This window comes from Hyphomicrobium sp. CS1BSMeth3 (genome assembly GCF_900117415.1).
GTDB lineage: Bacteria > Pseudomonadota > Alphaproteobacteria > Rhizobiales > Hyphomicrobiaceae.
This window is the reverse complement of record NZ_FPEI01000005.1, coordinates 579270-604993: the sequence shown is the minus strand read 5'-3', so window position 1 is coordinate 604993 and position 25724 is coordinate 579270. Positions and strand designations below refer to the sequence as shown.

The 25724-nt window shown below is 66.3% G+C and carries 22 protein-coding genes; 10 read left to right on the top strand and 12 right to left on the bottom strand.

The window, feature by feature from the left end:
• Positions 1 to 22 precede the first annotated feature (22 nt).
• On the top strand, positions 23 to 3511 hold the full coding sequence (locus tag CS1BSM3_RS11985; RefSeq protein ID WP_072387319.1) for a chromosome segregation SMC family protein: 3489 nt from the start codon (positions 23 to 25) through the stop codon (positions 3509 to 3511).
• 90 nt (positions 3512 to 3601) lie between these two features.
• Positions 3602 to 4687 carry a YeeE/YedE family protein gene (locus CS1BSM3_RS11980; RefSeq protein ID WP_072387318.1) on the top strand — a complete coding sequence of 362 codons (1086 nt, stop codon included), beginning with the start codon at positions 3602 to 3604 and terminating at the stop codon, positions 4685 to 4687.
• 75 nt (positions 4688 to 4762) lie between these two features.
• Here the strand turns inward: CS1BSM3_RS11980 and CS1BSM3_RS11975 are convergent, their stop codons facing one another.
• The 6 genes from CS1BSM3_RS11975 to CS1BSM3_RS11950 all read right to left on the bottom strand — a co-directional run bounded on the left by CS1BSM3_RS11975 (position 4763) and on the right by CS1BSM3_RS11950 (position 13608).
• Complete coding sequence (locus CS1BSM3_RS11975) at positions 4763 to 5551, bottom strand: HpcH/HpaI aldolase family protein (RefSeq protein ID WP_072387317.1); 789 nt, start codon at positions 5549 to 5551, stop codon at positions 4763 to 4765.
• Positions 5552 to 5691: 140 nt separating this feature from the next.
• A complete protein-coding gene (locus tag CS1BSM3_RS11970; RefSeq protein WP_072387316.1) occupies positions 5692 to 5997 on the bottom strand; it encodes a hypothetical protein in 306 nt (101 codons plus the stop codon).
• Between the two features lie 143 nt (positions 5998 to 6140).
• Positions 6141 to 8597: a DNA topoisomerase (ATP-hydrolyzing) subunit B gene (gyrB, locus tag CS1BSM3_RS11965; RefSeq protein ID WP_072387315.1), complete on the bottom strand. Its 2457-nt coding sequence runs from the start codon at positions 8595 to 8597 to the stop codon at positions 6141 to 6143.
• Positions 8598 to 8761: 164 nt separating this feature from the next.
• Positions 8762 to 9940 carry a DNA replication/repair protein RecF gene (recF, locus tag CS1BSM3_RS11960; RefSeq protein WP_244540484.1) on the bottom strand — a complete coding sequence of 393 codons (1179 nt, stop codon included), beginning with the start codon at positions 9938 to 9940 and terminating at the stop codon, positions 8762 to 8764.
• 14 nt (positions 9941 to 9954) lie between these two features.
• A complete protein-coding gene (dnaN, locus tag CS1BSM3_RS11955; RefSeq protein WP_072387314.1) occupies positions 9955 to 11073 on the bottom strand; it encodes a DNA polymerase III subunit beta in 1119 nt (372 codons plus the stop codon).
• Positions 11074 to 11253: 180 nt separating this feature from the next.
• Positions 11254 to 13608, bottom strand: coding sequence for a WD40 repeat domain-containing serine/threonine protein kinase (locus CS1BSM3_RS11950; protein WP_072387313.1), 2355 nt, complete (start codon positions 13606 to 13608; stop codon positions 11254 to 11256).
• Positions 13609 to 13941: 333 nt separating this feature from the next.
• Here CS1BSM3_RS11950 and CS1BSM3_RS27985 point away from each other — a divergent pair, with 333 nt between their 5' ends.
• The 5 genes from CS1BSM3_RS27985 (at position 13942) to CS1BSM3_RS11930 (ending at position 18355) form a co-directional block, all read left to right on the top strand.
• Entirely contained in the window at positions 13942 to 14232 is a 291-nt protein-coding gene (locus CS1BSM3_RS27985) for a hypothetical protein (RefSeq protein ID WP_143149182.1), read from the top strand.
• 226 nt (positions 14233 to 14458) lie between these two features.
• Positions 14459 to 15901 (top strand): FAD-binding oxidoreductase, encoded by a 1443-nt coding sequence (locus CS1BSM3_RS11945; RefSeq protein WP_072387312.1) that lies wholly within the window; start codon positions 14459 to 14461, stop codon positions 15899 to 15901.
• Between the two features lie 47 nt (positions 15902 to 15948).
• Positions 15949 to 16833 (top strand): 3-hydroxyisobutyrate dehydrogenase, encoded by an 885-nt coding sequence (gene mmsB / locus CS1BSM3_RS11940; RefSeq protein ID WP_072387311.1) that lies wholly within the window; start codon positions 15949 to 15951, stop codon positions 16831 to 16833.
• Between the two features lie 3 nt (positions 16834 to 16836).
• Positions 16837 to 17721: a 3-hydroxyisobutyrate dehydrogenase gene (mmsB, locus tag CS1BSM3_RS11935; RefSeq protein WP_072387310.1), complete on the top strand. Its 885-nt coding sequence runs from the start codon at positions 16837 to 16839 to the stop codon at positions 17719 to 17721.
• A gap of 31 nt (positions 17722 to 17752) precedes the next feature.
• Positions 17753 to 18355 (top strand): 2-hydroxychromene-2-carboxylate isomerase, encoded by a 603-nt coding sequence (locus tag CS1BSM3_RS11930; protein WP_072387309.1) that lies wholly within the window; start codon positions 17753 to 17755, stop codon positions 18353 to 18355.
• On the opposite strand, the gene CS1BSM3_RS28255 is transcribed toward CS1BSM3_RS11930, so the two are convergent.
• Complete coding sequence (locus tag CS1BSM3_RS28255; protein ID WP_174263677.1) at positions 18352 to 18522, bottom strand: hypothetical protein; 171 nt, start codon at positions 18520 to 18522, stop codon at positions 18352 to 18354. The two genes, CS1BSM3_RS11930 and CS1BSM3_RS28255, sit on opposite strands and share 4 nt — an antisense overlap.
• Before the next feature lie 247 nt (positions 18523 to 18769).
• Between CS1BSM3_RS28255 and CS1BSM3_RS11925 the strand changes: the two genes are divergently transcribed.
• The 3 genes from CS1BSM3_RS11925 (at position 18770) to CS1BSM3_RS11915 (ending at position 20446) form a co-directional block, all read left to right on the top strand.
• Positions 18770 to 19033: a putative signal transducing protein gene (locus CS1BSM3_RS11925; protein ID WP_072387308.1), complete on the top strand. Its 264-nt coding sequence runs from the start codon at positions 18770 to 18772 to the stop codon at positions 19031 to 19033.
• Complete coding sequence (locus CS1BSM3_RS11920; protein WP_072387307.1) at positions 19030 to 19824, top strand: tRNA1(Val) (adenine(37)-N6)-methyltransferase; 795 nt, start codon at positions 19030 to 19032, stop codon at positions 19822 to 19824. The genes CS1BSM3_RS11925 and CS1BSM3_RS11920 overlap by 4 nt, the downstream gene beginning before the upstream one ends.
• A gap of 139 nt (positions 19825 to 19963) precedes the next feature.
• Positions 19964 to 20446: a peroxiredoxin gene (locus CS1BSM3_RS11915; protein ID WP_072387306.1), complete on the top strand. Its 483-nt coding sequence runs from the start codon at positions 19964 to 19966 to the stop codon at positions 20444 to 20446.
• Between the two features lie 82 nt (positions 20447 to 20528).
• On the opposite strand, the gene CS1BSM3_RS11910 is transcribed toward CS1BSM3_RS11915, so the two are convergent.
• The 5 genes from CS1BSM3_RS11910 to CS1BSM3_RS11890 all read right to left on the bottom strand — a co-directional run bounded on the left by CS1BSM3_RS11910 (position 20529) and on the right by CS1BSM3_RS11890 (position 25519).
• Positions 20529 to 21542, bottom strand: a complete 1014-nt coding sequence (locus tag CS1BSM3_RS11910) for a branched-chain amino acid ABC transporter permease (RefSeq protein WP_072387305.1) — start codon at positions 21540 to 21542, stop codon at positions 20529 to 20531.
• Entirely contained in the window at positions 21539 to 22432 is an 894-nt protein-coding gene (locus CS1BSM3_RS11905) for a branched-chain amino acid ABC transporter permease (RefSeq protein WP_143149181.1), read from the bottom strand. The genes CS1BSM3_RS11910 and CS1BSM3_RS11905 overlap by 4 nt, the downstream gene beginning before the upstream one ends.
• Positions 22433 to 22498: 66 nt before the next feature.
• On the bottom strand, positions 22499 to 23203 hold the full coding sequence (locus tag CS1BSM3_RS11900) for an ABC transporter ATP-binding protein (RefSeq protein ID WP_072387304.1): 705 nt from the start codon (positions 23201 to 23203) through the stop codon (positions 22499 to 22501).
• Positions 23204 to 23384: 181 nt separating this feature from the next.
• A complete protein-coding gene (locus CS1BSM3_RS11895; protein WP_072388113.1) occupies positions 23385 to 24110 on the bottom strand; it encodes an ABC transporter ATP-binding protein in 726 nt (241 codons plus the stop codon).
• A gap of 110 nt (positions 24111 to 24220) precedes the next feature.
• Positions 24221 to 25519 carry an ABC transporter substrate-binding protein gene (locus tag CS1BSM3_RS11890; protein ID WP_072387303.1) on the bottom strand — a complete coding sequence of 433 codons (1299 nt, stop codon included), beginning with the start codon at positions 25517 to 25519 and terminating at the stop codon, positions 24221 to 24223.
• Positions 25520 to 25724: the final 205 nt, after the last annotated feature.

The window sequence follows — 25724 nt, the reverse complement described above, 5'->3', positions numbered from 1 at the left end:
CGCTTGAGAGGCGGGGGCTGACGTGCAGATCACGCGACTCCGGCTCCTCGGCTTCAAATCCTTCGTGGAGCCGACCGAGCTTGTCATCGAAAAGGGACTGACCGGCGTTGTCGGGCCGAACGGCTGCGGCAAGTCGAACCTTCTCGAGGCGCTGCGCTGGGTCATGGGCGAGACGTCCTACAAGTCCATGCGCGCTTCGACCATGGAGGACGTGATCTTCTCCGGGACGAACGCCCGGCCGTCCCGCAATATGGCCGAGGTCACGATCTCGATCGACAATGCGGCCCGCACGGCGCCCGCTGAGCTCAATGACGCCGACGTGTTGGAAGTCACGCGCCGCATCGAGCGCGACGCGGGCTCGGCCTATCGCGTGAATGGCGGCGAGGTACGTGCGCGCGACATCAAGCTGCTCTTCGAGGATGCGGCGACGGGCGCCCGCTCGCCCTCGCTCGTGCGCCAGGGGCAGATTGCCGAGATCGTCAATGCGAAGCCCGAGCAGCGGCGGCGCATTCTGGAGGATGCTGCGGGCATTGCCGGCCTGCACAGCCGCCGCCACGAGGCGGAGCTGCGGCTCAAGGCGGCCGAAGGCAACCTCGCGCGCGTCAATGATGTGCTCGGGCAGCTCACGAGCCAGATCGAGGCGCTGAAGCGCCAGACGCGGCAGGCCAGGCGCTATCGCGAGATCTCCGGCGAGATCCGCAAGGCCGAGGCGCTGCTGCTGCACCTCTCGTGGACTGCAGCCCAGGCCGAGGTCGTGGCGACCGAGGCGGCCCTCTGGCAGGGGCTTGGTGCGCTGGCGGCAGCGACCGAGCGGGAAGCGGCGCTCGTCACCGAGGAAGCCGAGCGCGCAGCGGCGATCGATCCGCTCCGCGAGGATGAGGCGCGGCGGGGCGCAGCGCTCGCGCGCATCCGCATCGAGCAGGAGAATTTCGAGAAGGAGGCGCGCCGTCTCGCCGAGCGCCAGCGCGAGCTCGAAGAGCGCGCCGAGCAGATGCGCCGCGACATCGAGCGCGAGCAGCAGCAACTCGCGGAAGCACGCGCAATCCTCGAACGGCTGGCGACCGAAGCCGAGACCATCAATGGCGAGGCCGAGGGTGGCCGCCGCGCCGAGGAGGAGACACGCGCGCGCCTGGATGAAGCTGAGGCGAAGCTTGGCGAGGCGCAGGCGCGACTGACCGAGGTGACGGCGCGGGCCATCGAAGCGCGTACGCGCCGCCGTGCCTTGGAAAGTGCACACGCGGAACGCTTGGGGCAGGTCAAGCGCATCGAGAGCCAGCTCGCCTCGCTCGCGACCCAGGCGCGCGAGATCGCGGCCCGGGCGCCGGATGCCGAGCGCCTGCAGCAGCTCACCGAGGCGGGGCAGCGCTTGATGCGCGAAGCTGCCGCCATCGAGGACGAGGCACTGGTGGCGGAGGAGCGCGCTGCCGAGCTCGCCATCGAGGGGCGGACGCGCGAGCAGGAAGCCCAAGCCGCGCTGCTGACCTCGGGGCAGCTCCGTACGGAAGTGGAGACGCTGGCGAAGCTGCTTCTTCCCGTGCGCGACGACGGCCTGCCGCCGATGATCGACGAGCTGCGCGTTGCGCCGGGCTACGAGCGCGCGCTCGGCGCTGCACTCGGCGACGATCTCGACGCGCCGATCGCCGAAGAGGCGGACATGTACTGGCGCCGTGTCGGTCGTGTGGCGGACGATCCGCCGCTGCCGGTCGGTGTGCATCCGCTCGCGCTGGAAGTGGACGCGCCGCCCGAGCTGGCGCGGCGCCTCGCGCAAATCGGCGTGGTCGCGCGCGAGGATGGGCGTCTGCTGCAGCCGTACCTGCGGACCGGTCAGCGGCTCGTGTCGCCGGAAGGCGATCTCTGGCGCTGGGATGGCTTCACCGTTGCCGCCACGGCGCCGACGGCGGCCGCGGTCAGACTTGCCGAGCGGAACCGCCTGTCCGAGCTCGAAGTGCTCGAGGATGCGGCGCGGCGCGAGGCCGAGGATCTTGCCTCTGCGGCGCGTACGGCCCGCGAAGTTCACCGCATGGCGGAAAGCGAGGAGCGCCGCCTGCGCCAAGCCGGGCGCGAGACCCAGGCCGAGCTTGCCCGCACGCGTGAGAAGCTCACAGTGATCGAGCGCCAGGCGCGTGAGACCGAGCAGCGGCTGGCGGCCGTCGCCGAGAACCGCACCGCCGCCGAGGCGGCTCTTATCGAGGCCAAGGAGCGTCTCGCCGAGAGCGAGGCGGCGATTGCCGCGCTCGACAATGACGATGCGCTCGAAGCCGAGGTTGCGGCTGCCGAGCGCGAGACGACTGCGCACCGCGGCACGGTCGGCGAAATCCGCCAGATCCTCTCGCGGCTCGAGCGCGATGCGCATGTCCGCGCCGAGCGGCTCAATGCCATCGGGATCGAGCGAACGCGCTGGGAGGCGCGCTGCGAGGACGCCGGCAGCCATGTCGCGACGCTGAGCGCGCGCATGGGCGAGACCGAGAGTGAGCTTGCCGAGATGGCCGAACTCCCGGCCGAGCTCGAGGCGCAGCGCGTGAGGCTGCACGATCAGATGCAGGCCGCGGAAGCTGAGCGGAGTGCGGCGGCGGATCGCCTGGCCCAGGCCCAGTCCGCGCACCGTGAGAGCCAGCAGGCGCTCAAGGCCGCGCAAGCTGCAGTCTCCGACGAGCGCGAGTCGCGTGCGCGGGTCGAGGCGAAGCTCGAAGCGGCACGCCAGAAGCGGTCCGAAGAGGCGCGCCGCATCCGCGAGACCATGGAGTGCGCGCCGGAGGCCTGCCTCGCCCTGGCCGAGGTTGCTCCCGACGCGGCCCTCCCGTCGCTTGCGGATGTCGATCGCTCGCTCCAGCGCCTCAAGGCGGATCGCGAACGCCTCGGCGGCGTCAATCTCGCGGCAGACGACGAGCTGCAGAAGATGAACGAGCAGTTCGCGGCGATGGATCTCGAACGGCTGGACGTCGAGCAGGCGATCAACAAGCTGCGTGGCGCCATCGGCCAGCTCAATCGCGAGGCGAAGAAGCGCCTCGGCGAGGCTTTCGATCAGGTGAACGGCCATTTCCAGCGTCTGTTCGGGACGCTGTTCGGTGGTGGCGAAGCGCGCCTCGAGATGATCGAGAGCGAGGAGGATCCGCTCGAAGGCGGTCTCGAAATCATCGCGCGGCCGCCCGGCAAGAAGCCCGCGACGCTGTCGCTCCTGTCCGGCGGCGAGCAGACGCTCACCGCGCTCTCGCTGATCTTCGCGGTGTTCCTGACCAACCCTTCGCCGATCTGCGTGCTCGATGAGGTGGATGCCCCGCTCGACGACGCGAACGTCGACCGCTTCTGCTCCATGATGGAGCGCATGGCGAGCGAGACCGAGACCCGCTTCCTCGTCATCACGCACCATCCCATGACCATGGCGCGCATGGATCGCCTGTTCGGCGTCACCATGGCCGAGCGCGGCGTCTCGCAGCTCGTCTCGGTCGACCTCGCGACGGCCGAGCGGATCATCGAGAATGGTCACGAAGGCGCCCAGGCCGGCGCGGCGTGACGTCCGGCGCAGCTTGCGCCTCCCAATCGGCTCGTATATTCACATTCGCGAATATGCTGGTGTGATACCTCGCGCGCCGGGGAGGGGAACATGAGAGAAGCGATCGTCGAAAACGGCCCGCAATGGCTGGCCATCGGCGGCCTCGTCATTGGCTTCGTGTTCGGTGCCGTCGTCTTTCGCACGAACTTCTGCACCATGGGCTCGGTCTCCGACATCGTGAACCTCGGCGACTGGCGCCGCTTCCGGGCATGGATACTGGCGGCCGTCGTCGCGCTCGCTGGCGCGCAGGCGCTCCACTGGCTCGGCGTCGTCGATCTCACGAAGTCGATGTATCTCGGCGCGACCTTCAACTGGGTCGGCCACATCGCTGGTGGGCTCATCTTCGGCTTTGGCATGGTCTTCGCGGGCGGCTGCCCGAGCCGCAATCTCGCGCGTGCCGGCGGCGGTGATCTGCGCGCGCTGCTGACGCTCGTCGTGGTCGGCATCTTCGCCTACATGACCATCGGCGGCCTCCTCGGCCCGGCACGCGCGGCCATCGAGCAGGCGACGAACATCACGCTGCCGACGTCGACCCAGGGCATCGGCGATCTCGTCGATCGTGCCTTGGTGCTTTCTGCAGGCTTCGGCCGCATCTTCGCATCGTGGATCATCGTGCTCGTCGGGCTTGCCTACTGCTTCAAGGATCCGGAATTCCGCTCATCGCCCGTGCACATATTGTCGGGCATTGCCGTCGGGCTCTGCGCCGTTGCGGGCTGGGCGCTTACCGGCCTCGCCTTCGACGACATGGCGGAGCGGCCGACCCAGCCGATCTCGCTCACCTACGTCCGCCCGAGCGGCGATGCGCTCGAATGGCTGCAGCGCTTCACGGCGGCGCCGATGCCGGGCTTCGGCGTTGCGACGGTATTTGGCGCGATCCTCGGCGCGTTCGTCGCGGCGAAGTCAATGGGGCGCTTCCGGCTTCTGACCTTCTCCGATCCTGGTGACACGGTCCGCAGCCTGCTCGGGGCGGCGATGATGGGTATCGGCGGCGTGATGGCGCTCGGCTGCACAGTCGGGCAGGGCATCACGGGCGTCTCGACGCTCGCGCTCGGCTCGTTCGTCACCTTTGCGGCGATCGTTGCCGGCGCTGTCGTCGGCCTCAAGGCACTCGAGCGCTGGCTCATGTCCGAGACTTGATCGTCCTTCGAACGCTGAAAGCAAAATGACCGGCCGCGTGGCCGGTCATTTCGTTTGGGTGCTTTGCTGCGAGGCTCAGTACGTCTTCGGCTTGGCGACCTCGCCGCCGCCGCGCACGTCCTTGATGGCCTGCGCCGCGGCCACGGCCAGCAGGCGCGCGTCATTCAGGATCGTGCAGAAGTGATAGCCCTGCTCGAAGCGGGTAAGGGCCGTCTTCGGCCCGTCCGTGTGCACGCCGGCAATGAGGCCCTTCTCGCCGGTCTTCTTGGCGATGAGCTTGATGGCCTCGACAACTTCGGGATCCGAGGGATCGAGCGTCGGCGGCTTGCCGTGCGCCATGGAGAGGTCCGACGGGCCGACGTAGACGCCGCTCAGACCCTTCACGCTCAGGATCTCGTCGAGGTTCTTGAGGCCGTCGCGCGTCTCGATCATGGCGAGCAGCAGGACTTCCTCGTTCGCGCCCTGCCAGTAGTCGGCGCCGCCGTACTGCACGGCGCGGTTCGGGCCCATGGAGCGCGTGCCGATCGGCGGATAGCGCCCATACGAGACGAACTGCTCGGCCTCGGCCTTGTTGTTGATCATCGGGCAGATGATGCCGTAGGCGCCGGCGTCCAGCATCTTCATGATGATGCCAGCCTCGTTCCACGGCACGCGCGCCATCGGCACCGCGTTCGTCGTCGAGATGGCCTGCATCATGCCGACCGCAGCCTGATAGTCGACCGCGCCGTGCTGGAGGTCGATGGTGACCGCCTCCCAGCCCTGATGCGCCATGATTTCGGCAGAGTAGGAATTGGGAATGGCAAGCCAGCCGTTGAGGGCGCGCGTGCCCGCGGCAATGGCCTTCTTGAGTTCGTTTTTGCGCATCGAGGTTTCCTTCCCTGGGGATCATTCGTCGGGCGCGCAGACGCGCCGTGCCGGGCAATATACTGGCCCGCGCGCCGCTTGGCTCGGCGAGAATCGCATAGGCGGACGGACAGCAGCGTCAGGACAGCGGCCCTTCGGGCTCAATTGCCCCGGACGGTGTCCCACACCCAGGTGAGCGTGCCGGTGACGATCGAGAGGGCAATCCGGGCGGCGATCGTGAAGCCCATGAAGGCGAGCTGGCGCTCTTCCAGCAGGACGCGGATCCAGTTGTTGTACTCGGGGGAGAGACCTCGCGTGATGAGCCAGGTCTTGAGACCGCTGGCCGCGTCGAGGATCTGGTTCATGGTGTCGGGATACTTGAGGAATACGAAGCCGAAGGCGATCGCCCCAAGGATCAGCGAGAGGAAGATGTTCCCCGTCGAAAACAGCAGCCGTCGCATGATCATGACAGCCCCTCCTGTCATTAGCTGTGGTGCTCCCCCGCGGGCACTCTAGCCGCGATCAGCAGCGGGCGGGAGAGCAAATAAGCCAGATTGGAAGGGTTCAAGCCGATCACGAAATGCGATCGGCTCATACATCAGCGCAGCGATCAGACGTCGAGGTTGGCGACGCTCAGCGCGTTCTCCTGGATGAACTCGCGCCGCGGCTCGACGACATCGCCCATGAGCTTGGAGAAGATTTCGTCGGCCTCGTCGAGGTCGCCGATCTTCACCTGCAGGAGTGTGCGCGCTTCCTTGTCGAGCGTCGTTTCCCAGAGCTGCTCCGGGTTCATCTCGCCGAGGCCTTTGTAGCGCTGCAGCGAGAGGCCTTTGCGGCCGACCTCGTACACCGCCTCGAGGAGCGCGCGGGGCCCGGACACGGGTGTTTCGCCGTCCTTGCGCTTGAGGCTGGCGAGCCCGCCGTAGATCTCCTGCAGATGCGTGCGGCGATCATTGAGGCGGCGTGCCTCCACGGACTGGATGAGCGAGCGGTCGAGCGTGTGGCTCTCGGTGACGCCGCGCACTTCCCGGCGGAAGTTGTAACCTTCATTGCCGAAGCGGCCGCTCCAGCCCTTCTCCGTCTCTTCCGCGATGGTATCGAGGCGCTGCGCGATCTGCTCGGCCTTGGCCGTCGCGTTGGCCGCGGAGAGCAGCAGCTCGGTATCGAAGGCACCGCCGATCGCCGCCTGCTCGACGACGAAGCGCGAATAGCGCGAGTGCAGGTCCTCGATGATGCGCGAGACGCCGCGCGCCTGCTCGACGATGTCGCGCAGGTCATTGCCCGTGCGCTGCTCGCCCGAGCCGAGCTGCAGGGTGGCGCCTTCGAGACCGCTCTCGATGAGGTAGTCCTCGAGCGCGCGCTGGTCCTTCAGGTAGGTCTCGCTCTTGCCCTTGGCGACTTTGTAGAGCGGGGGCTGTGCGATGTAGAGGTGGCCCTTCTGCACGAGCTCGGGCATCTGGCGATAGAAGAACGTGAGCAGCAGCGTGCGGATATGGGCGCCGTCCACGTCGGCGTCCGTCATGATGATGATCTTGTGGTAGCGCAGCTTGTCGAGATTGAAGCCGCCGTCCTCGCCGCGCCCGATGCCGGTGCCGAGCGCCGTGATGAGCGTGCCGATTTCCTGGCTGGACAGCATTTTGTCCATGCGCGCGCGTTCGACGTTGAGGATCTTGCCGCGGATCGGCAAGACGGCCTGGAACTCGCGATTGCGCCCCTGCTTGGCCGAACCGCCGGCCGAGTCACCCTCGACGATGAACATTTCCGTCACCACGGGATCGCGGCTCTGGCACTCGGCGAGCTTGCCCGGGAGCGAGTTCAGATTGAGTGCGCCTTTGCGCGTGATTTCGCGCGCCTTGCGGGCGGCCTCGCGCGCCTGCGCGGCCTGCACGATCTTGTAGATGATCGACTTGCTCTCGCGCGGATGCTCCTCGAACCACGCCGCGAGCTGCTCGCCGACGATGCTTTCGACAATCGGCTTGACCTCGGACGAGACGAGCTTGTCCTTCGTCTGGCTGGAGAACTTGGGATCGGGCACCTTCACAGAGAGCACGCAGGTCAGCCCTTCGCGCGAGTCCTCGCCCGTGAGGTCGACCTTTTCCTTCTTCGCGATGCCGCTCTCGTCCGCGTACTTGTTGATGATGCGCGTGAGCGCGGCGCGGAAGCCCGCGAGATGCGTGCCGCCGTCCCGCTGCGGGATGTTGTTCGTGAAGCAGAGGACGTTCTCGTGGTAGCTGTCGTTCCACCAGAGCGCGACCTCGACCGTGACGCCGTCCCGCTCCGAGCGGATCATGATCGGCTCGGTGATGGCTTCGAGCGTCTTCTTCGAGCGGTCGAGGAACTTCACGAACGCCGCGGTGCCGCCGTCGTAGACGAGCGTCTGCTGCTTGACGTCCGCGTGGCGCGCGTCCGTGAGCACGATCTTGGCGCCCGAGTTCAGGAACGCGAGCTCGCGCAGGCGATGCTCCAGCGTGCCGTAGTCGAACTCGACTTTCGTGAAGGTCGCCGTGCTCGGCAGGAACGACACCTCGGTGCCCTTCTGCCCCGGCGCCTCGTTCAGCACCTTGAGCGGCGCGACCGGGACGCCGTCGTGGAATTCGATGAAATGCTCCTTTTCGTGGCGCCAGATGCGTGCTCTGAGCCACGTCGAGAGCGCGTTGACGACCGAGACGCCGACGCCGTGCAGGCCGCCGGAGACCTTGTAGGAGTTCTGGTCGAACTTACCGCCCGCGTGCAGCTCGGTGAACACGATCTCGGCGGCCGAGCGCTTCGGGTCGTGATCGTCGTCCTGCTTGATGCCGACCGGGATGCCGCGGCCGTTGTCGCGCACTGTCGCCGAGCCGTCGGCGTTGAGCGTGACGTGGCATTCGCTGGCGTAGCCGGCCAGGATCTCGTCGATCGCGTTGTCGACGACCTCGTAGACCATGTGATGCAAACCGGAGCCGTCATCGGTGTCGCCGATGTACATGCCGGGGCGCTTGCGCACGGCATCGAGCCCCTTGAGCATCTTGATGGCGTCCTCGCCATAGTCGTCAGCGCCGTTGCGCTGCTGGGCCGGCGTAGCACTCATGTCAAAGGTGTCCTGGAGGTCCTGTATTTGCTGCAGATTCTTATATCACGACTATGGCTGAAACGGGTGCGAAATCGTACGCGCTGCGACATGATTTCCAGCGATAAAATACGTTTATATTCAATGCATTACGCAGCTATTGGTGAGCGCCTCGGGACTTACCCTTACTGAGGCGTCCCATACTCCCCGAGCGTGAGCCTTTGGGCGCGTTCGCCGAGGGCTGAAAAGGCCTCCAGATCCGTCCCCGTCATCCAGGCCTGGGTGCCGATCGCGATGATCTCGTCGAAGAGCGCAGCACGCCGCGCGGCATCCAGATGGGCGGCGATTTCGTCGAGCAGGAGGATCGGGGCCGCGCCCCGCCGACGCTCGGCCATCAGCTCGGCGTGGGCGAGGATGAGCCCGACCAGCAGGGCTTTCTGCTCGCCTGTCGAGCATTGGCGGGCCGGGGCATCCTTGGGGCCGTGACCGACGACGAGGTCGCTGCGGTGAGGGCCATCGAGCGCGCGGCCCGCGGCACGATCGCGCTCGCGGACGCTGGCGAGCGTGCGGGCATAGGCATCCTCGACCTCGACGGCCGCGCGCACGGCGAGTGCGGCTTCGAGCTCGCCCTCCAGTTCCAATTTGGCCCAGGGAAAGGCGGAGGCCGTCGTCCGGTCGCGTCGTGCCTCGATCATGGTCGCGAGCGCGGCGACGGTCTGCGCGCGCGCTGCTGCCATCGCGACGCCCGTCTCGGCCATGACGATCTCGAGGCCCTCGAGGCGCGCGTTATCGCGCACGCCTTCCTCGAGCAGACGATTGCGCTGGGCCATGGCCCGTTCGAAGTGATTGACCCGCGTGCGGTAGCCCGGATCGAAGCAGAGGATCATGCGGTCGAGAAAGCGGCGGCGATCACCGCCCGCGCCGGTGAAGAGCCCATCCATGGCCGGCGTGAGCCAGACCATCTCGACGTACTCGGCGAGGATCCCGGAGCCGCTCTGTGCCTCGCCGTCAATGCGGACGGTGCGCCCTGCGCGATTCGAGGCTGTGCTGGCGCCTGTGAGGCCCGTGCCGATGTCGACCGGTCCTATGGGCGTGTGCACGCGCGCGGCGACAGCCCAGGCGTCGGCCCCGCGCCGCGCGATCTCGGGATAGGGCGCGCGCCTGAGGCCCTGGCCCGGCGCCAGCAGCGAGATGGCCTCGATGAGATTGGTCTTGCCGGCACCGTTCGGCCCCGTCAGCACGACAGGGCGCGCGTCGAACGTGTGCGACAGGCGCGCGTGATTGCGGAAATCGGTGAGCGTCAGGCGCTCGACCCATACGCGTGCGCCCGCGCTCGCCGCCACCATGCCGGAAACTTCAGCCATGCCTTCGTGTGTCGTCACACCCGCATCGGCATCAGAACGTAGAGAGCGCTCTCGTCGCCGACGTCCTTGAGGATGGTCGGCGAGCCTGGATCGGAGAGCAGGAACTTGAGCGAGTCGCTCTCGAGCTGGCCGGAAATATCGAGCAGATAGCGGGCGTTGAAGCCGATCTCCATGGCGGGTGCCGAGAACTGCGCTTCGACTTCCTCGGTCGCGCTGCCGCCGTCGGGGTTGTTCACGGAGAGGACGAGCTTGCCCGGCGCGATGTTGAGCTTGACGGCGCGCACGCGCTCGCTCGCGATCGTCGAGACGCGGTCCACGGCGCCCATGAACACCTGGCTCGAGACCTCGAGCACCTTGTCGTTCGACTGCGGGATGACGCGTCCGTAGTCCGGAAACGTGCCATCGACGAGCTTCGAGGTCATGGTGATCGGGCCGATCTCGACGCGCACCTTGGCCGGCGAGACTTCGACACGGACCGGCGCATCGCTCGCCTCGATGAGGCGGTAGAGCTCGTGCACCGTCTTGCGCGGGATGATGATGCCCGGCATTCCGTCGACGCCTGCCGGCTGGGGGAGATCGAACTGGGCGAGGCGGTGGCCGTCCGTCGCGACCGCGCGAAGGCTCGGCGTGCCGCCGGTCTTGGCCGGGTGCAGGTAGATGCCATTGAGGTAGTAGCGCGTCTCCTCCGTCGAGATCGCGAAACGCGTTTTCTCGATGAGGCGTTTGAGATCACCCGAGGCGATCTCGAAGCTGTGCGACATCTGACCGGCGGCGAGGTCCGGGAAATCATCGGCCGGCAGCGCCTGCAGGGCAAACCGTGCGTGGCCGGCGGTGATCGAGACGCGCTCGCGCTCCGGCTCGCGCTCGATGCGGATCTGCACGCCATCGGGAAGCTTGCGCACGATGTCGTGGAGCATGTGCGCGGGGACCGTCACGGCACCCGGCGTCGCGACGTTGGCCGAGACGCTCTCGACGACCTCGCGCTCGAGGTCCGTCGCCTTGAGCTGAAGCCCTTCGGCATTGGCCCTCAGCAGGACGTTGGACAGGATCGGGATCGTCGTTCGTTTTTCGACGACGCTTGCTACATGGCCGAGTGCGCGCAGAAGGTCGCCACGTTCGATGACAAACCGCATTTTAGCCCACCTACCTATCCGTCCCGGCGCCCGCAGACAGCAAAACCCCCGACGCACATCAACTGTATGCCGAGTCCGCCAACGACGATTCGTTGTTGCTCAAACTTGGACTTCCCGAGCCCGTTTGGCAAGCAAATCGGCGCTGTTACCACAAGGCCTTGACGGAAAAGGCGGACCGTGTCACGAGCCGCTACGGGTCATGAAGGCCGTGGACCACAGGCGGACGGTCCCGTCCACACCGGCCGAGGCGAGCGTCGCGCCGTCCGGCGCGAAGCTGAGGGAGCGAACCTCGCCCGTGTGGCCGGTGAGCGTGCGGGGCTGCCGGAGCCGGGTCGTATCCCAAAGGCGCACGCGGCCATCCTGGCCGGCCGTGGCGAGCCAGCGCCCGTCGCCTGAATAAGCGAGCGCGGTCGCGGCCCCCTTGTGCGCCTGGATGGAGCGCTCGAGGCGGCGGGTCGTCATCGACCAGATGCGGACGTTGCCGGCGAGGTCTCCCGACGCGAGCTGGCGACCGCCCGGGGCGAACGCGAGGGTGACGACATGGTCGCGATGCCCGCGATAGACGCGCGTTTCGGCAAGTGTCTCCGCATTCCAGGTGCGGACCGTGCGATCGGCGCCGCCGGAGGCGATCAGATTGCGCGGGCCGGAGAAGGCAACGGCCTGCACGGCATTCTCGTGGCCGTCGAAGACGTGCACGGGAAGGACCGGGGTTCGGGCATCGAGCAGCGTGAGCTTCCAGTCGTTGCCGGCCGCGAGAATGCGCTCGGGCGAGCCGGCGAACGATACGGACCAGATGTCGGCGTCATTGCGCTTGAAGGCGGCGACGCGCAGGCCGTATTCGAGATCCCAAAGCGTGACGCGCCCTTCCTTGTGTCCGGTCACGGCGCGCGTGGATCCGACGGCCAGGGATGTCGCCTTGCCGGCGTCGAGGTTGATGGATCGCAGCAGCTTTCGCCCGCCGTCCTGCCAGACCTTGAGCGTGGCATCCTCGCCGGTCGTGACGACGAAGCGCCCGTCGGATGAGTGGCCGACGCCGGTTACGCTGCCCTTGTGGCCCTTGATCTCGCCGACCTGATGCGACGCGATGGTTCCGCTGGAGAGGGTGCCGGCGCCCTGCCGCTCGATGCGCGGTGCATTCTGGTAAGCAACGGCGAGCCAGGCGACGCCGAAGCCGATCGCGGCCTTGAAGAGGAGTGGGCGCCACGAGCGCTTCTTCTTCGGTCGAGCGGGCTTGGGCGCGCGACGAGGTACGGGCGCAGGCAGGTTCGCTTTCGGCGAGGGGGTAACCGCTGCAGCGGCGACTGCTGCTGCGGGCTTGGCGGGTGCGGCGGCGGGCGCAGGCTTCGGGGGCTCCTTGGCCTTGGCCTCAGCGCGGCGGGCGCGCCATTCGCTGAAGATTGCCGCGACTTTGCCTTCGGAGATCGGGCGGCGAGGCACGTCAGCGGGTGGGGGCTGAGCCTCGCTCGCGACCGCCGCTTTCGCCGGCGCCTTCTTGGCCTCTTTGGCTTCCTTGATGATCTTGGGGACCGCCGCGTCGCGCTCTTCCGCGCTCTCTTTTGCCTTGGCAGCCGGCTTTGCCTTCGATTTACCGGCAGTTCGCGGCGTCTTGGCCGGCTCGGGTGCTGCTGGTTCCGGCTCCATGGCGGGCTCCGGCTTGCCGGCGGGTGCCATGAGCTGCTTGCGCCATGCGTCGATCGAGCGTGGACGCGCCGTGATGTCGAGGGCGAGCGCGGCATCGATCGCGGCCAGAAAACCCGGCCGATAGGAGCTGATCGCGGCATCGCGCGCCGGCACCATCTCGTCCGCGACCATGCGCGAGGGGGCGTCTGGCGGGCGCTTCCCGGTCACCGCCTGATAGAGCGTGGCGCCGAGCGAATAGATGTCCGTCCACGGCCCCTGCTGACGCGCATTGGTCGCGTACTGCTCATAGGGGCTGTAGCCCGGCTTCACGAGCGCGGAGACAGTACGCGAGTGCTGGGCGATGTCGCCACGGGCCGAGCCGAAGTCGATGAGCACCGGCGAGCCGTCGCTGCGGATGATGATGTTGTCCGGCGCGATGTCGCGATGGAGGAAGTCCGAGGCGTGGAGCAGCGCCAGCGCGTCCAATAGCGGCGGTACAACCCGGTCGAGCTCGTGCTGGCGCGGTGCGCGGCCGAGACCCTTGAGCCAGGCCTTGAAGCTCTTTCCATCCTCGTAATGCAGGACGATGAAGCCCGAGTTCGCCTCGCGGAAGAAGCGGTAGACGCGGACGATGTTCGGGTGATCGAAGCGGGCGAGCGTTCGCGCCTCATCGAGAAAGCGCTCGAGGCCCCACTGGTAGTCGCCCGTGCAGTCCTCGGAGCGGGGCTGTGCGGCCTGCCTGTTGTCGCGCACGGCGAAATCGACCGGGAAATACTCCTTGATCGTCACCATGCGCGCGAGCGGCACTTCCTCGGCGAGGTACGTGATGCCGAAACCGCCCGCGCCGAGAACGCGCTCGATCCGATAGTCGTCCGCGAGGTGGGTGCCGACGGGCAAGGCGGCAAGATTTGTCATTCGCGCCGCCGTCGCGCGCGAAAGCGAACACCGCCGCCGAGATCGCAGCGCGTGCCCGATCTCGCCAATCCTGTGCCCGTCATTGCCCTCACGGACCCCGGCCTCCGCGTTTATCGGCAAGAAACAAGGTCAGGCGACCGAATCCCTCCCGGAAGTGGCCATAACGCAGCGTCGATTTGCCGGCAACAATGTGGCGGAAGCACGGGCCAATCGAGCGAACTCTTGTCCGGCAGCTCGCCAGGAGATGAACAAGCAATTCAGCACGCATTCAGATGGATGGCACTAAATTCGTACCTAACGCTGGGATGTCGCAGGAATACATAGGAGTGAAGCATGAAGCGAACTCTTCTGGCAGCAGTATTGGGTGGGTTGATTACACTGGTGGGCGGCGCGGTTACAGCGCAGGCAGCTCCGATTACGGTGCCGAAGAGCACTGAGGCCGAGACTAGTCTTGTGCAGACTACGGGCTATGGCTATCACCACCGCCGCTACGTCCATCGGAACCATTGGCGTCATCGCCCGGTTGTCCGCTGGCACTACTACACGGCCCCGCGCCGTTATGTGAGGCCGCACTATCAGCACCGCCACTGGACGCACCGCTACAACCGGCGGCACTACCACTAAGACTGCAGACTAACTGCAGACTAAACGGACGGTCGGTCGGCTTTGCCGGCCGGCCGTTTCCGTTTGTGGTCAAACGCTCACCGACGAATAATCCGTCGCGGTGCCGTGCATTGGGCGCGCAGGGCCCATGCGGGTACGGTCATCAGCCCTCGGTCGCGTTTGCCGCTGCCAGCCGCGCTGCTAATGTGCCGCCCTGATTTTCGACACAAGCGGAGACAGCACGGGCATGGCGACGATTGCGCGGCGGGCCCCGGTTGGGAACGATGTACTCGAACGCCTCAAGAGCGTCGTCGGGCCGGCCGGTACCATTGATGATCCCTCGGACATCGCACCTTATTGTCGTGCCTGGCGCGGCATTTGGGCTGGCGATGCGCCACTCGTCCTGCGTCCCGCAAACGCCGAGGAAGTCGCCGCGCTCGTCCGCATCTGCGCGGAAACGGGCACTGCGATCGTGCCCCAGGGCGGGATCACCGGCCTCACCGGCGCCAGCCAGCCGCATGAGGACCGCAGCGAGGTCATCATCTCGACGCAGCGCATGAAGCGCATCCGCGGCATCGACATCGCGAACGACACGATGACCGTCGATGCCGGCGTGATCCTCAGGGAAATCCAGCAGGCGGCGTCCGACGCCAACCGCCTCTTCCCGCTGAGCCTCGGCGCCGAGGGCTCCTGCCAGATCGGCGGCAATATCTCGACGAATGCCGGCGGCAACCAGGTGCTGCGCTACGGCAATACGCGCAGCCTCGTGCTCGGTCTCGAGGTCGTCCTGGCGAACGGCGAGATCTGGAATGGCCTGCGCGGCCTGCGCAAGGACAATACCGGCTACGATATGAAGCAGCTCTTCATCGGCGCCGAAGGCACGCTCGGCATCATCACGGGCGCGACGCTCCGCTTGTTCCCGAAACCTTCGGATACGATCAGCGCCTACATCGGCATCGAGAGCCCGACAGCCGCCGTGGAGCTTCTGTCGCTCCTGCGCAGCAAGCTCGGCGAATCGATCTCGGCCTTCGAGCTGATGCGCCGCGCCATCATCGACCTGCTGCTGACGGGCGTTCCCGGCCACAGCGATCCCATGCCGAGCGTTCATCCCTGGTACGTGCTGATGGAAGTCGCGGGGCAGGGCGAGCCGGGCACGCTCAACGCGCCGCTTGCCGATGCGCTGGGTGCGGCCATGGAAGCCGGTCTCGTGCGCGATGCGATGATCACGACCTCGGGCGAGCAGGCGCGCAAGCTCTGGAAGATGCGCGAGGACCTCGCCGAGGCGCAGAAGTCTGCCGGCGGCTCGATCGCGCACGACATCTCCGTACCGCTCTCGCGCATTCCCGAGTTCATCGAAAAGGCCGATGCGGCCGTCGCGCAGGCCTATCCCGGCGTCCGGCACTGCTGCTTCGGCCACGTCGGCGACGGTAACCTCCACTACAACCCGATCCGTCCCGTGGATTGGACGTACGAGCGATTCCATGCCGAGTATCCGAACATGAACAAGATCGTGCACGATCTCGTCGTCTCGCTCGGCGGCTCGATCAGCGCGGAGCACGGCATTGGCCGTCTGCGTCTCGAGGAGAACTACCGCTACAAGAGCCCCGTCGAGATCGGCATGATGGCGGCCGTGAAGAAGGCGCTCGATCCCAAGAACATCATGAACCCCGGCAAAGTGCTGCGCGGCTGAGGCGCACGCACGAGCCGACCACGCATTCAAGAAATGGAGGAAACGGTATGGCACGCATAGGCTTCATCGGCCTCGGCAACATGGGCTTGCCCATGGCAGGCAATCTCGTCAAAGCGGGCCATCAGGTCCTGGGCTTCGATCTCGTCAATTCGAACGTCGAGAAGGCGGTGGCGCGCAAGGTCGAGAAGGCGCACGGCGCCGCCGACGTCGCCAAGGACGCGGACTGCGTCATCACCATGCTCCCCGCTGGCAAGCACGTGCTCGACGTGTGGGGCGGCGGCCTGCTCGCGGCGGCAAAGCCCGGCACGATCTTCATCGACTGCTCGACGATCGACGTCGCCTCGGCGCGCAAGGCGCACGACATGGCGGCGAAGGCGGGAATGCTCTCGCTCGACGCGCCCGTCTCCGGTGGTGTCGGCGGCGCGGAAGCTGCGTCCCTGACATTGATGGTCGGCGGCACCAAGGAAGCCTTCGCCAAGGGCCAGCCGATCCTCTCGGGCGTCGGCAAGAAGGTCGTGCACTGCGGCGATCCCGGTGCCGGCCAGTCGGCCAAGATCTGCAACAACATGATGCTCGCGATCACGATGATCGGCACGTGCGAGGCCTTCAATCTCGCGGAGAAGCTCGGTCTTTCGCACGAGGCGCTCTTCGATGTGGCTTCGACCTCGTCCGGCCAGAGCTGGGCCGTGACGACCTACTGCCCCGTGCCCGGCCCCGTGCCGACGTCGCCGGCCAACAACCACTACAAGCCGGGCTTTGCCGCAGCCCTCATGCAGAAGGATCTGGGGCTGTCGCAGGAGGCGGCCCGTAGTGCCGGCGCGTCAACGCCGATGGGCGCGGCCGCGAGCCAGCTCTACAACCTGTTCGTTTCGCAGGGTCACGGCGGAGATGACTTCTCCGGCATCATCAACATGATCCGCGGAAAGGCCTGAGCCATGGCGAACATTGCATTCATCGGCCTCGGCAACATGGGCGGCTACATGTCGGCCAACCTCGTGAAGGCACAGCACAAGGTGCGCGGCTTCGACCTCGTCGCGGATCTGCGTGCCGCCGCAGAGCGCGAGGGCGTCGAGATCGCCGCGTCCGCGCGCGACGCGGTGAAAGACGCCGAGGTGGTCATCACCATGCTGCCGCAAGGCCAGCATGTGTTGAGCGTGTGGCGCGACATCATCGAGGCCGTGCCGGCCGGCGCGCTCATGATCGACTGCTCGACGATCGATGTCGCGAGTGCGCGTGAAGCGCACGGCATTGCCGCGGCGCGCGGTCTCGACGTGGTCGATGCGCCCGTATCGGGCGGCACGGCCGGCGCCAAGGCGGCGACCTTGACGCTGATGGTCGGCGGCACGGAACAGGCTGTCTCGCGCGCCCGGCCCATCCTGGAGAAGGTCGGCAGCAAGGTCGTGCATTGTGGTGGCGCGGGCCTCGGGCAGGCAGCCAAGATCTGCAACAACATGATGGCCGGCATCAACATGGTGGCCGCGTCGGAGGGCTTCGCGCTCGCCGAGCGGCTCGGGCTTTCGGCGCAGGCCCTGTTCGACGTCGTGTCGACGTCGTCGGGGCAATCGACGGCCGTTACCGGCTTCTGTCCGGTGCCGGGCCTCGTCGAACGCTCGGTCTCCAACAACGACTACAAGCCGGGCTTTGCGCTCGCACTCATGCTCAAGGATCTGAAGCTTGCGCAGTCGGCAGCGGCATCCGTCGGCGCGACGAGCCCGCTGGGCGCGCTCGCCGTGCAGCTCTATGCGCTGCACGCGCTCGCGGGCCAGGACGGCAAGGACTTCTCGCACATCTACACAATGATCCGCGGCGCCGGCAAATAGCCGGCGACCACGCGGACGGGAGGACTGTTCGATGACGACGATCGACTACTACATGACGCTCAACAGCCCGTGGACCTATCTCGGCTCGGCTCTCTTTGCCGAGATCGCCGCGCGTCACGGAGCGACCGTGCGCATCAAGCCGACGAAGTACGGTGAGGTCTTCCCGAAGACCGGCGGTCTGCCTCTGCCGAAGCGATCGCCGGAGCGGCGGGCCTACCGCATGATGGAGCTCAAGCGCTGGCGCGACTACCGCAAGGTGCCGATCACGCTCGAGCCCAAGCATTTCCCCTCCGATGAGACGATCGGTACGCGCCTCGTGATCGCCGCGGCGCTGCAGGGCAAGGATGCCTGCCGGCTCGCGCAGGAGCTCGGCCGATCGCTTTGGGAGCTTGAAGGTAACCTCGGCGATGAGGCCGTGGTCGCCGAAGCCGCCAAGCGTGCCGGCCTCGATGCGGCGGCCATTCGCAGGGCCGGGCCGTCGGATGAGGAACTCGATCGCATCCACAACCAGAACACGGCCGAGGCGCTCGAGCGCGGCGTCTTCGGGGCGCCGAGCTATGTGCTGCCCACGGGTGAATTCTTCTGGGGCCAGGACCGGCTGGAGTTCCTCGATCGCGCGCTGGCCAAGGGCTAGCAGGGACCGAGGTGGGGTTCGCAGGCGGTGATGCCTGCTGGGGTCGTAGCAACCGGCCCGACGAACGAGCGCACCGGAGGATGCCAGCGTTCGGCACTGAGACAGAGGGCTAGGTTCGCCATGACGAGGATCAGGGCGATGCTGGCTGGCAGCTCCAGTGTCGACATGTCGGCTCTCCCCTAAGTGCCGTGACGCCGCGGCCGCGTGGCTGTGGGACGGGCGCTTCGTCTGCAATCTTTGATTGCATGATTCTCATCATTGCAACTTGTGGAAGTCCCTCTCTGGTTACTGATTCCCTTCAAGAATGCTGAGGATTTGGGGAAACGGCATCGACCTCCACGGCGCAGCAAGAGGCGTGACCGCGGCGCCGGCTCGTGCGACACGTGGTGATCGCTAGCTTTTCCAGGAGCGCCGATGCGGGTCATCGTCCGAGCGAACGATCCAGTTCTCATCAGCTTCGTCGAAGCGCTGTTCCGTGAAGCCGGCATCGCCGCGCATATTGCCGATACCCACATGAGCATCACCGAGGGCTCGATCGGCGTCTTCCCGCGTCGCGTGCTGGTGCTCGACGAGGACTGGGCGCGCGCCGCGCAGATTCTCGAGGAAGCGGATCTCGGTCAGTGGATCGTGCGCGAGGGAGCACGGCGGCGCCCTGTGCCGCCCGAAGAAAGTCCATGAACGCTGCGGAAGCAGGCGCGCTGACGGATGACGCCTTCCTCGGCGGTGCCCTCGCCATTCTGCAGCCCGCAGAGGGCTACCGTGCCGGTCTCGACGCTGTGCTGCTTGCCGCCGCGTGCGGCGCGCAGGCTGGCAAGGGCGCCCGGGTGCTCGACGCGGGTGCGGGCGTAGGCGTTGCCGGCCTCTGCGTCGCGCGCCGCGTCGCGGATGCACACGTGACGCTCGTCGAGCGCGAGCCGGTGCTCGCCGAGATCGCCCGCCGGAATGCAGCACGCAATCAGCTCGAGGCGCGTGTCCGGGTCGTCGAGCTGGATGTCGCGGAGGGCGGCGCCGCCATCAATCGCGCGCAGGCTGGCGGCTCCGGGGAGGATGTTCCTGCAGGCGCCTACACGCATGTCATTGCCAATCCGCCCTACTATGCCGAGGGGCGCGGGACACGGCCGCCGGCACTCCTCAAGGCAGCATCACATCAGATGGCGGACGGCGCGCTCGACCAGTGGTGTCGCTTTCTCGCGACGGCTGCGGCAAGTGACGGCCTCGTGACGATCATCCATCGCGCCGACGCGCTCGGAGCACTGCTCGACGGGCTGGCTCGACGTTTCGGCGCGCTCCGCGTGCTGCCCTTGCATTCGCGTGCAGGCGAGGCAGCGCACCGCGTCATCATCCAGGGCCGCAAGGGGAGCCGCGCGCCGCTCAGCCTGCTCCAGGGGCTCGTGCTGCATGGCGAGGGTCATGCGTTCGTGCACAGCATCGACGCCGTGCTGCGCGAGGGCGCCGCGCTCGATTGGTAAGAGCTGCTCTGAAGGCCGAGGAGCTTGGCCGCATCATCAGGAGCCGCTATGGTTGTCCCGACGGCGGCGCCGCGTGTGCCCCGCGCCGCTCCGCCTCCAGCGCGAGCTCGTTCAAGCCAAACCGGGAAGGATACACATCATGACCATCAAGGTCGGGGACAAGCTGCCGGACGCGACGTTCAACACCATGAGCCCTGAGGGGCCGAAGCCGATGACGACGGCCGATGTCTTCGGCGGCAAGAAGGTCGTCCTCTTCGCCGTGCCGGGCGCTTTCACGCCGACGTGCCACAACACGCATCTGCCGGGCTTCATCCAGATGGCCGGCGATATGAAGTCCAAGGGCATCGACACGATTGCCTGCGTCTCGGTCAATGATGTGTTCGTCCTCAATGCCTGGGCCAAGCAGACGGGCGCCGAGGGCAAGATCGTCTTCCTTGCGGACGGCTCTGCCGACTTCACGAAGAAGATCGGCCTCGAGTTCGACCTGACGGCCCGCGGTCTCGGCGTGCGCTCGCGGCGCTACTCGATGGTTGTCGAGAACGGCGTCGTGAAGTCGCTGAACCTCGAGGAAGGTGCGACGGTCGACAAGTCGAGCGCGGCAACCGTGTGCGGAATGCTCTGATCGCGCGCAGTCAGACGGATTGAGACGAAACGGCCGGGGCGACCCGGCCGTTTTTGATTCCGGGCCTGGTAGAGCGCCGCCGTCACCTGCGCTTCCAGCGCTCGCCAAGTGTGCCGATGACGCCCTTCGGCATGTAGATGATGAAGAGCACCAGCAGCAGGCCGTAGATGAAGGTGTCGAGCGCCAATGCGCTCTGACCGAGCAGCTTGCTCAGCGTCTCGGAGCCGCGCAGCCCGACGCGCAATGTTTCTGCCAGCACCTGCGTGAAAACGGCGCCGAAGGTCGGCCCGAACAGCGACCAGATGCCCCCCGCGATGACCGCGAACACGATGTTGAGCGAGACACCGAGCCCGGCGATCGTGTCGGGGCCGATGTACATCTGGTACTGGCCGTAGATGGCGCCGCCGAAGGCGCACATGGCCGAGGACAGCGCCGTGATCTTGAGCTTCTCGCGCGTCACGTTGATGCCGACCGAGGCCGCTGCGTCCTCGTCCTGTGAGGCGGCGTCGAGCGCGTAGCGGTCCATGCTGCGGTCGACCTTCACCCAGATGATGAGACCGATGAGCCAGACGGCGAGCACGATATAATAGGCGAGTACGCGGTTCGGCTCGAACTGGAAGGCGTACAGCGAGAGCCCATCGCCATAGCGCGCCGGCTGCGTGCCGAGCGATCCGCCCGTCCAGTCGCGCATGCCGATGATGCAGAGACGGATGAACTCCGTGAAGGCGAGCGTCAGCAGCGCGAAGTAGTGGCCCGTGATCCGCATGCGAAAGCACGGGTAGCCGACGAGCACGCCCGCAATGGTGGCCACCAGCATGGCGACGGGAATGCCGATCCATGGCGTGATGCCGGCGAAGTTCCAGAGCATCACGGTTACGTAGGCGCCGATGCCGGTGAAAGCGCCATGGCCGAGCGAGGTGAGGCCGAAGCGCCCCATCATCGACCAGCCCGTGTAGATGAACGCCCAGATCAGGATCTGGATGACAAGGTGCAGGTAGTAGCGATCCGTGCCCGGGAAGATCATCCTGATCAGCAAGGGGAGCAGCAGCAGAGCAGCGAGTCCGACCGCCCAGGCGATGTGCTTTTGGGTGATCATGACTTGGCTCCGAAGAGGCCTTGCGGACGGACGAAGATGACGAGCATGAAGAACAGGAAGGCCACTGCGTAGCCCCACTCGGTCGCGACGCACGATCCGCCGATGGTGATGAACTGGGCGATGATGAAGGCCGCAACGAAGCCGCCGACCATGTTGCCGAGGCCGCCGAGCACGCAGATCATGAACGTGAGCGGGCCGAACTGCAGGCCGATCTGCGGATAGATGTCGTACTGGAGAACCATCAGGCAGGCCGCGAGGCCGGCAAGGCCGCCGCCGATCGCCGAGGTCGCGAGATAGATCTTCTTCTGGTCGACGCCCATGAGCGGCATGATCTGGCGGTCCTGCGAGATCGCGCGGATCGCGGTGCCGATGTAGGTGCGCGTGAGGAACTGCCAGAGCAGGATCATGGCTCCGAGTGCGACGGCGAACGTGATGATCCGGCTCCAGGCGAAGCTCATGTCGCCGATGTTCACCGAGCCGAGCCGAATGCCGAGGTTCCGGAATTCGATGCCGAACGCCATGGTCGCCGCCGCCTGCAGCAGGAACAGCACGCCGCCCGTCACGAGGAGCTGGTTGATCGGCGGCTGGTCGAGCACGGGTCGAATGACGAGGTAGTGCAGGATCGTGCCGGCGCACGCGACAAGGCCGATCGCCAGCAGGAAGGAGAGGGGCAAGGGTATGCCGGCGACCTGCACGAAGTAGAAGATCGCGTACATGCCGATCATGACGAGCTCGGCGTAGCAGATCCACACGACGTCGATGACGCCGAAGATGAGGTTGAGGCCGAGCGCCAGGAGAGCGAGCAATCCGGCCAGCAGCACGCCGTTGAGCAGCGCTTCGACAAAGAAGACGTCGAGCGAGCAGTCGAGACTTGAGAACAACCCGAGCATCCCCTTCTCCCCTCGCGGCCGGCGCGGCGGCCGGCCGTCAGCCCGTCAAATTTCTGCGGCGTGCGCTCAAATGCCCATGTACGCCTTGCGGATCTCGTCGCTTTCGGCGAGCTCGGCAGAGCTGCCCGACTGCACGATGCGGCCGACCTCGAGCAGGTAGGCGCGATCGCACACCTTGAGAACTTGCGAGACGTTCTGCTCGACGATCAGGACGGTGTAGCCCTCGGAGCGGATGCGCCGGACGAGATCGAAGACCTGCTGAACGATGACAGGCGCGAGGCCCATCGAAGGCTCGTCGAGCAGCACGAGCTTCGGCTTGCTCATGAGCGCACGACCGATCGCGCACATCTGCTGCTCGCCGCCGGACATGGTGCCGGCGAGCTGGCTGCGCCGCTCCTTGAGGCGCGGAAAAAGACCGTAGACGTAGTCGAGCCGCTCGGCGAAGTGCGCGCGGGCGGAGGGAATGTAGGCGCCAAGCCGCAGGTTGTCCTCGACCGAGAGGCGCGGGAAGAGCCGGCGGCTCTCCGGGACGTGCGCGATGCCAAGCTCGACGACCTTGTGCGGCGGCGTCGTGCGCAGGTCCGCGCCCTCCATGGTCATCGTGCCCGAGGACGCCGGCAGCATCCCGGAGATGACGCGCATGAGCGTCGTCTTGCCGGCGCCGTTGGCACCGATCACGGCCACGGCCTCGCCGGCATTGACCCGCATCGAGATGCCGAACAGGGCCTGGAATGCCCCGTAGCCAGCATCAACTCCCTTGAGGTCCAGCATCTCAGCTCGCCCTAGTGTCCCGATTCCGAAGTTCGCTCAACCTCGATGCTGGTGTCCCGAGCGAACTTCGGAATCAAAAGGGACACTAGAACCATAGATTTGCTCGTGTGATTCAGATCGAGAAATTCGCTCGATACCGGGCTGCGAGATCTGGCGAATTTCTCGATCATCACACGAGCCCTTAGTGCTCGCTCTCGCCGAGGTAGACCTCGACGACGCGCTTGTCCGTCTGTGCATCGGCCGGTTTGCCGTCGAAGATCTTCTCGCCGTGATCGAGCACGACGACGCGGTCGACCACGCGCATCAGCACGCCCATGATGTGCTCGACCCAGACGATCGTGATGCCCTTCTCCTTGCGGATGCGCTCCAGCATGTCCGCGGCCTGGTCCATCTCGCTATGGTCGAGGCCGTTGAGGCTCTCGTCCGCGAGCAGGAGGCGCGGGCCGGTCGCGAGCGCGCGGGCAAGCTCGAGCTTCTTCAGGGAGGCGGCGCCGAGGCCGTCGGTCAATGTTTCCGCGTCCGTCGGCAGGCCGACCATGGCGAGCGACTCTTCGGCCCTGGCCCAGCATTGGCTGCGCGAGAGGTGCGCATTCGAGCCGAAGTGCGCCGAGAGCGCGACGTTTTCGAGAAGTGAGAGGTTGCGAAAGGGCCGCGGGATCTGGAACGTCCGCGCGATGCCCTTGTGGCAGACCTGATTGGCCGCGAGGCCACCGATTTCGCCGCCTTCGAACATGATCGAGCCGGCTGTCGGCGCATACATGCCGGCAACGCAATTGAATGTCGTGCTCTTCCCCGAGCCGTTCGGCCCTATGAGGCCGAGGATCTCGCCCTCCGCGACATCGAAGGAGACGTTGCTCACGGCGGTAAAACCGCCGAATTGCTTGGTCAGGCCATCGACTTTGAGCATCGCCATGCGTGTGGTTGCCTGCGGTCAGGAGAAAACGAGTAGGCAATAAAAGGCGTCACCGCTGCCGCTCTCCGGCGAGAGCAGCAGCGATGGTGTCGCAACGTATGGGGTCAGCGCGCGTACGCGTGGCCCTTGGGGAATGGAAGGACCGGATCGATGGTCTTCAGCGAAGACGGCCATGCGATCTTCGTTACGCCGTCTACATATTGCATCACGACAGGGCTCGAACGCTCGTTCTGCCCCGACATCTGATGGCCCGGCGGGAAGAACTTCACGCCATAGCCCTGGATGGTGCCGCCGCTCGGGATATCGGTCTCGAGCGCGGCCTTGCGCAGTGCCTCCGGGTCGAACCCGCCATGCTTCTTGATCGCGCGCGGCAGCACGTCGGTCAGGAAGATCCACTGCTGGTTGAAGCCCATCGACGCGTGAGGCGGCACTTCGGAGACTTTCGTCTCGGCCTTGTAGCGCTTGACCATCTCGGCGGTGACGTCGCCCATGCCGGCGGCGAGGCTCTTGGGATCGAGGAGCTGAGCTGCGACCGGATCGACGTTGTAGAAGAAGTTCACGTCGCCCTTGAAGGTCTCGATCAGCTTGTCGATCTGGCCGTAACCCGCGCCATGACCGATCAGCGCGTCGAACTTCAGACCGGCTTCCTTGGCTTGACGCAGGAAGAGCGTGATGTCGGGATTGTAGCCCGTGTGGAGGACGACATCAGGCCGTGCGCGGCGAAGCTTCGTGACGAGAGCCGAAAGGTCGGTCGAGGTCGCCGCGTAGCCTTCCTTGTGCGCGATCTTGATGCCGAGCTCCTTGCACTTGGCCTCGTTGCCGGCGGCAACGCCGGTGCCGTAGGGGCCGTCCTCATAAAGGATGGCGACGCTGATGTCCTTCGCATCCTTGCCGAGCTTGGCCTTGGCATTCTCGGCGATGAAGCTGCATGACGCCTCGCCGAACTGGTCGGAATGGACCTGCGGGCGGAACACGTACTGCAGGCCCTTGCCCTTGAAGACGGCGGAGGCGACGCAGACGTTCGCCCACATGAACTTCTTGGCGGCGTCGACTTTGGCGGCCATCGGCACGCAGTGCGCCGACGAGAACACGCCCATCAGCGCGTCGACCTTGACCTCGTTCAAGAGCCGCTCGGCCTCGTTGATCGCGACGTCGGTCTTCGACTGCGCGTCGGCGTACGTCGCGACGATCTTGTGCCCCTCGACGCCACCGCGCTCGTTGATCATGTCGACCGCAATCTTGGTCGCGATCGCGGCCGGCAGCGAGCCGCCGCCGGCGAACGGGCCGGTGTAGTCGTAAATAATGCCGAGCTTGATTTCCTTTTGCGCGGCCGCCGGCAGGCTGGCGCTCGCGACGAGCCCAATAGCTGCTGCGCAGGCCGCAGCAGACCTCAAAAACCTCATGGCGTTTCCTACTCCCTAGGTGCGTTGGCTCGGTTAAACCCGATGTTCCGTGTTGCCCGGTAGACTGGAGAAGGAAGGCCCCTACTGTCAATTGCTTTCAGGTGCGGGCTGACGGTGGCTTCAGCGCTCGTATCCATTCCCATTGCACGATATTCAGGCGCGGCCTGCCGACGAAAGTCGCGGCGCAATCGGGTGGTACGGGCCG

Coding starts and splice junctions, on each gene's coding strand:
- CS1BSM3_RS11925 (WP_072387308.1), top strand. CDS start 18,770: ATGCGGGTCATCGTCCGAGCGAACGATCCAGTTCTCATCAGCTTCGTC.
- CS1BSM3_RS11905 (WP_143149181.1), bottom strand. CDS start 22,432: ATGCTCGGGTTGTTCTCAAGTCTCGACTGCTCGCTCGACGTCTTCTTT.
- CS1BSM3_RS11920 (WP_072387307.1), top strand. CDS start 19,030: ATGAACGCTGCGGAAGCAGGCGCGCTGACGGATGACGCCTTCCTCGGC.
- CS1BSM3_RS11980 (WP_072387318.1), top strand. CDS start 3,602: ATGAGAGAAGCGATCGTCGAAAACGGCCCGCAATGGCTGGCCATCGGC.
- CS1BSM3_RS11930 (WP_072387309.1), top strand. CDS start 17,753: ATGACGACGATCGACTACTACATGACGCTCAACAGCCCGTGGACCTAT.
- CS1BSM3_RS11890 (WP_072387303.1), bottom strand. CDS start 25,519: ATGAGGTTTTTGAGGTCTGCTGCGGCCTGCGCAGCAGCTATTGGGCTC.
- CS1BSM3_RS27985 (WP_143149182.1), top strand. CDS start 13,942: ATGAAGCGAACTCTTCTGGCAGCAGTATTGGGTGGGTTGATTACACTG.
- CS1BSM3_RS11970 (WP_072387316.1), bottom strand. CDS start 5,997: ATGATCATGCGACGGCTGCTGTTTTCGACGGGGAACATCTTCCTCTCG.
- CS1BSM3_RS11900 (WP_072387304.1), bottom strand. CDS start 23,203: ATGCTGGACCTCAAGGGAGTTGATGCTGGCTACGGGGCATTCCAGGCC.
- CS1BSM3_RS11975 (WP_072387317.1), bottom strand. CDS start 5,551: ATGCGCAAAAACGAACTCAAGAAGGCCATTGCCGCGGGCACGCGCGCC.
- CS1BSM3_RS28255 (WP_174263677.1), bottom strand. CDS start 18,522: ATGTCGACACTGGAGCTGCCAGCCAGCATCGCCCTGATCCTCGTCATG.
- dnaN (WP_072387314.1), bottom strand. CDS start 11,073: ATGCGGTTTGTCATCGAACGTGGCGACCTTCTGCGCGCACTCGGCCAT.
- CS1BSM3_RS11895 (WP_072388113.1), bottom strand. CDS start 24,110: ATGCTCAAAGTCGATGGCCTGACCAAGCAATTCGGCGGTTTTACCGCC.
- CS1BSM3_RS11915 (WP_072387306.1), top strand. CDS start 19,964: ATGACCATCAAGGTCGGGGACAAGCTGCCGGACGCGACGTTCAACACC.
- CS1BSM3_RS11950 (WP_072387313.1), bottom strand. CDS start 13,608: ATGACAAATCTTGCCGCCTTGCCCGTCGGCACCCACCTCGCGGACGAC.
- CS1BSM3_RS11945 (WP_072387312.1), top strand. CDS start 14,459: ATGGCGACGATTGCGCGGCGGGCCCCGGTTGGGAACGATGTACTCGAA.
- mmsB (WP_072387311.1), top strand. CDS start 15,949: ATGGCACGCATAGGCTTCATCGGCCTCGGCAACATGGGCTTGCCCATG.
- gyrB (WP_072387315.1), bottom strand. CDS start 8,597: ATGAGTGCTACGCCGGCCCAGCAGCGCAACGGCGCTGACGACTATGGC.
- CS1BSM3_RS11910 (WP_072387305.1), bottom strand. CDS start 21,542: ATGATCACCCAAAAGCACATCGCCTGGGCGGTCGGACTCGCTGCTCTG.
- recF (WP_244540484.1), bottom strand. CDS start 9,940: ATGGCTGAAGTTTCCGGCATGGTGGCGGCGAGCGCGGGCGCACGCGTA.
- mmsB (WP_072387310.1), top strand. CDS start 16,837: ATGGCGAACATTGCATTCATCGGCCTCGGCAACATGGGCGGCTACATG.